The 5,092-nt window shown below is 57.3% G+C and carries 5 protein-coding genes; 4 read left to right on the top strand and 1 reads right to left on the bottom strand.

Annotated elements, in window-relative coordinates:
• The first annotated feature begins 122 nt into the window (after nucleotides 1-122).
• The 4 genes from K1Y02_25215 (at nucleotide 123) to K1Y02_25200 (ending at nucleotide 4,552) form a co-directional block, all read left to right on the top strand.
• Complete coding sequence (locus K1Y02_25215) at nucleotides 123-860, top strand: TlyA family RNA methyltransferase (protein ID MBX7259681.1); 738 nt, start codon at nucleotides 123-125, stop codon at nucleotides 858-860.
• Nucleotides 853-2,520 carry a DNA repair protein RecN gene (gene recN, locus K1Y02_25210; protein MBX7259680.1) on the top strand — a complete coding sequence of 556 codons (1,668 nt, stop codon included), beginning with the start codon at nucleotides 853-855 and terminating at the stop codon, nucleotides 2,518-2,520. The genes K1Y02_25215 and recN overlap by 8 nt, the downstream gene beginning before the upstream one ends.
• A gap of 71 nt (nucleotides 2,521-2,591) precedes the next feature.
• On the top strand, nucleotides 2,592-3,170 hold the full coding sequence (locus tag K1Y02_25205) for a hypothetical protein (GenBank protein MBX7259679.1): 579 nt from the start codon (nucleotides 2,592-2,594) through the stop codon (nucleotides 3,168-3,170).
• Nucleotides 3,170-4,552: an MBL fold metallo-hydrolase gene (locus K1Y02_25200; protein MBX7259678.1), complete on the top strand. Its 1,383-nt coding sequence runs from the start codon at nucleotides 3,170-3,172 to the stop codon at nucleotides 4,550-4,552. Before K1Y02_25205 ends, K1Y02_25200 begins: the two co-directional genes overlap by 1 nt.
• 67 nt (nucleotides 4,553-4,619) lie before the next feature.
• Here the strand turns inward: K1Y02_25200 and K1Y02_25195 are convergent.
• Nucleotides 4,620-5,092, bottom strand: a 473-nt coding sequence (locus tag K1Y02_25195; protein MBX7259677.1) for a hypothetical protein, incomplete at its 5' end; no start/stop codon positions are given.

The raw sequence follows: 5,092 nt of genomic DNA, 5'->3' as shown, positions 1-5,092 counted from the left end.
ATCTATGCGTGCATATACGCTGCCCTGATTCTGGCGGCTCACACATTGGGCTAGGAATACGTGACGACCTCAACCTCGAATAGACTTTCTTCCGCGCTCGTGGTTTCGCAAGGATCAAGTCAGTGAAAGAGCGCCTCGACATCATCGTTTCTCGTCTAGCAGGCGTCACAAGGTCGCGCGCACAAGGCATGATTTTGACCGGTATGGTCTATTCAGTTAGCGGCGAGAAACTCGACAAACCCGGCGCGCGCTTCGAGGAAAATGTGTCCATCGAAATTAGAGAAGAACACCCTTTTGTCAGCCGTGGCGGCGAGAAACTGGTCGCTGCACTTGATGCCTTTGACTTGGATGTGAATGGCGTCATCGCCATCGATGTCGGTGCGTCCACCGGTGGGTTCACGGACTGCCTGCTTCAGCGTGGCGCGGCACGCGTGTATGCCGTGGATGTGGGGTATGGACAACTCGCCTGGAAATTACGGCAGGATTCGCGCGTGGTCGTCATGGAAAGGACCAATATCCGCCATGTCTCGCCCGCCGATTTACCGGAGCGACCCAACTTCTTTGTCGCCGATTGCTCCTTTATCTCGCTTAAGTTGGTGCTGCCCCCCCTGAAGGCGCTCGTCACACCAGATGCCGTAGGCGTGGTCCTCGTGAAACCGCAATTCGAAGCCGGGCGCAATGCCGTCGGCAAGGGCGGCGTGGTGCGCGATTCAAAGATTCACGATGCAGTACTAACCGATGTGGCGGCTTCAGCGCGCGACTTGGGATTCCTCTCCGATCGTGTGATACCCTCTCCCTTGCTGGGACCGGCGGGGAACAAGGAGTTCCTGATGGAACTGAAGGTGGCGCACCATGCTTGAGACGCTGCACATTCAAAACTTCGCGATCATCGACGAAATCGAGATTGACTTCCGCCCTGGCCTCAACGTACTCACCGGTGAAACCGGCGCGGGCAAGTCCATCATCCTGGGCGCGCTCGACCTCGTACTCGGAGGGCGTGCCTCTGCCGACATCGTGCGCGACAACGTCGACCGCGCGAAAGTCGACGCGGTGTTCCGCATCCCACGGCCTTCCCGCCACCTCAAGGCCCTGCTGGATAGCCTTGAGATTGAGCTCACCGACGGCGAGCTGGTTCTGACACGCATCATCGCCGCCGATGGACGCAGCCGCGCCAATGTCTGCGGCAATATCGTCCCCGTGTCCATGCTGGCCCAGATTGGCGATGAACTGGTCGACCTTCACGGCCAGCACGACCACCAGTCCTTATTGAAGACCGATCGCCAACTCGAATTGCTCGACAACTTCGCGAATACGGAAGTCGATGCCGCCGTGGTAGCCGAATTGGTGGGCAAGCTCCGCGACATCGAAAAACAAATCGCCGAAATGGAAACGGATGACCGGGAACGTGCACGGCGAGTCGAATTCCTGCGGTTCGAAGTTACCGAAATCAATGGCGCGGACTTGAAGCCTTCTGAAGAAGACGAGGTCAAGTCGCGCAGGAATATCATCACGAACGCGGAGAAGATCTATGAGTTGACGTGTGGCGCGTACGCTCACCTGTACGAACGCGACGGCGATGCGGCAATCGACAGCATGGATCACGCGTTGCGCGCGCTGGAAGAACTGGCGCGTATCGACACGCGCTTTCAATCGTTTGTATCGGGTCTTGGGGAAGTGCGCGCGTCGTTGGCCGACCTCTGCTCCGAGCTTCGTGGATACACCGGCCAAGTGGAGTACGACCCGCAGGAACTGGAATCCCTAAACCAGCGCATCAGTCAGATCGGCGATCTGAAGCGCAAGTTTGGCGACTCCATCGAGGCCATCCTGGCATATCGCGACAATGCCGTCGAGGAAATTGAGCGATTCGAGCAGCGCGACAAGCACCTCGCCGAAATGCAGTCGCAACGAGACGAGTATTTGCGCGAGGCCACCAATGCCGCGGGCGCCTTATCGGAGAAGCGCCGCTCGGCAGCCGCGCGCCTCGACAAGAAAGTCACCGCCGCGCTGCAGGAACTGGGCATGAAAGGCGGCAAGTTCGAAACGCACTTCGAGACAATCGACCTAAACTCAAAGGGCATCGATCGCGCAGATTTCATGCTGGCCGCAAACCCAGGCGAACGGCCCAAGCTCTTGAAGCAAGTGGCTTCCGGAGGTGAAATCTCTCGTGTGATGCTCGCCATCAAGACCGTATTCGCATCCGCCGATCGCATACCCACGCTGGTGTTTGACGAGATCGACGCCGGTGTCGGCGGGGCCGTCGCCAACAAGGTCGCTCAGCGCCTGCGCGAGCTGGCGGAATCGCACCAAACCATCTGCATTACCCACTTGCCCCAAATCGCGGCAGCGGGTCACACGCACTACTACGTGTCGAAGACAACGGTCAAGGGCCGCACGACCACCACGGTTTCGCCAGTCGAGAATAACGCGCGAATCGAGGAACTGGCGCGGCTGTTGGACGGCTCGATCTCCGACGTGAGTCTGAAGCACGCCTCCGCGATGCTGGAATCGCATGGCGCGTAAACACATTCAAGACTGCACTTTCGCCGATTCCTTCTGCTACCATGGCACTGACTTGTAAGGGGGAAATCGTCATGGAAGTGTTGCGTTTGAAAGTTGGAGTCATGGGTTCCGCGGGAGGCGTCTTCAACGAGGACATCTCCGCGCGTTGTTTCGAGCTGGGCGAGGCCATCGCGGATGCAGGCTGCGCCATCGTGACCGGTGGTTGCCCCGGCCTTCCGCACCAGGCAATCATGGGGTGTAAGCAACGCGGCGGACTGACCATCGGCGTGTCGCCGGCCATGGGCATTCAGGAGCACGTCGACCGCTACGGCAGCCCGATTGACCACATCGACGTCATGATCTACACCGGCATGGGACTCATGGGACGTGAAGTCATCGGTGTCCGCAGTTGCGATATCGTCATCATAGTTGGTGGCCGTTCCGGCACGCTCGGTGAATTCTCCATCGCCTACGACGAGGGACGCCCCATCGGCGTTCTGACAGGGACGGGAGGCATCGCCGACTTTATCGATGATGTATTACCCGTCATGAAGAAGGCAACAGGCTCCAGAATTACTTTCGACGACAATCCGCGGCGTCTCATTGAGCGCTGCCTTTCGGATTACCATGCAAACCCACCCCGCATTCGGGAACAGGAGGCGGCACTATAATGCGAATCACGTCTTACGGCGCGGCGGAAGAAGTAACAGGAAGCAAGCACTTGGTCGAGGCGTGCGGCAAGCGCGTTCTTTTCGATTGCGGTCTGTTTCAAGGGGTCCGCAAAGAAGCCGATCAAAAGAACCGCGAACTCCATTTTGATCCGGCGTCACTCGATGCTGTCGTGTTGAGCCACGCGCACATTGACCACAGCGGAACGTTGCCGCTCTTGGCAAAGAAAGGCTTCAAAGGTCCGGTCTTCTGCACGCCCGCCACGCGAGACCTGTGCAGCATCATGTTGCTCGACGCTGCCCACATCCAGGCAAACGATGCGAAATGGATGTCGGAGAAGAATCGCACCTTCACGCCTCCGCTCTACGACGATACCGACGTCTACGAGATCATGAAGCGCTTTGTGAGCCTTCCGTATGACCTCCCGCTGGAGATTCTCCCGGGCATTAAGGTCACCTTCCGCGAAGCGGGTCACGTACTCGGGTCCGCGATGGCCTTTGTCGAATGCAAGCAGAACGGTTCGACACAGCGCCTGCTGTATACCGGCGACTTGGGCCGCCGTAAGATGCCCATCCTGCGCGACCCTTGGACGCCCGACGTCGAGGCCGACATCGTCACGCTGGAGAGTACCTACGGGAACCGCGACCACGACCCCATTGAAGAAATGGATCGCAAACTGCGCGAAGTCATTCAGAGGACTCATGCACGCGGCGGGAAGATCATCGTGCCCAGTTTCGCGCTCGAACGCGCGCAGGAAATCGTCTACGCGCTTAAGCGCCTCGAAAGCGACAACCACCTGCCGGCAATGCCGGTCTATGTCGACAGTCCGCTCACCGTGAATATCACGGAAGTCTTCCGGCTGCACACGGACTGTTTCGACGATGAACTGCGCACGTTCATGGCGAGCGAAGGCGACCCTTTCCTCCTCGATCGCATCCACTACATTCGCCGCGTGGAAGATTCGATGAAACTCAACGGTATGCGGGAACCGGCCATTATCATCTCGGCATCGGGCATGTGCGAACAGGGCCGCATCCTGCATCATCTCAGAAATAATTGCACCGACTCGCGCAACACGATTCTCATCGTAGGCTTCCAGGCGAAGAACACACTCGGCCGTCGCATTGTCGAACGCCAGAAAGAGATCAAGATTTTCGGCATCAAGCACGCCCTCAATGCGGAAGTTGTTATCCTGAACGGATTCAGCGCCCACGCAGGCCGCGGTGAATTGCTCGATTTCGCGCGCGGGTTCAAGAAGACAGCTAAAAACATCCTGCTGGTCCACGGCGAAGAAGAGGCTATCACCGCGCTAAAGACAACGCTCGAATCCGAAGGACAGACCAACCTTCAGGTGCCGAAACACGGAGTGACGATTGAGGTGTAAAAAGAGAGGGTTTAGGGAATGGCGAGACTAGTGTTCCGTGTGCTACTAATCAGCCTTGAGCAATCTCTTATGGGGTGACGGGAACCGTACTTTCTTGGTTTCCACTTTTGGAGTGGTTGTCGAGCATTCGTTGAATGAGTCTCGCTGAATTGGATATATCTTCCGCCTTGTTCTCTGCCAAGTACTTTTCTAGCTCTTGAGAAACGCGCGTGAGTATTGCCTCGCACCTTGCCTTCGGAAGTCGTTCAAGAGCCATAAAGGCGTCGGTTACTAGATTATTAGTCCTATATCCCTCCTTTTCAATGGCCTTGAGGTTGTCGGGATACAGAAACCTAGTTACTCTTTCTACGTATTTCTCGTCTCCCGTATCGACAAGTACGCGCATTGCGACCTTGCATAAACTCTCGGAAAGGCCTCCTTCCCCAGTCTTTGTAAGATTCGATAGCAGATCATCCGCAATAGGGGGGATCCTTGGATCTGGAACATGTGCCGCAGCGGCCAGCGCCACCCAAACGATTGGCAAATCCGGTGGTTCGGCAG

Source organism: Candidatus Hydrogenedentota bacterium, assembly GCA_019695095.1.
In the GTDB taxonomy this organism is placed as follows: Bacteria; Hydrogenedentota; Hydrogenedentia; order Hydrogenedentales; family SLHB01; genus JAIBAQ01.
This window is presented reverse-complemented; position numbering and strand designations above follow the sequence as displayed.

Bases quoted from the DNA above. Each gene is read 5' to 3' on its own strand.
- recN (MBX7259680.1), top strand. From the start codon at position 853: ATGCTTGAGACGCTGCACATTCAAAACTTCGCGATCATCGACGAAATC.
- K1Y02_25205 (MBX7259679.1), top strand. From the start codon at position 2,592: ATGGAAGTGTTGCGTTTGAAAGTTGGAGTCATGGGTTCCGCGGGAGGC.
- K1Y02_25200 (MBX7259678.1), top strand. From the start codon at position 3,170: ATGCGAATCACGTCTTACGGCGCGGCGGAAGAAGTAACAGGAAGCAAG.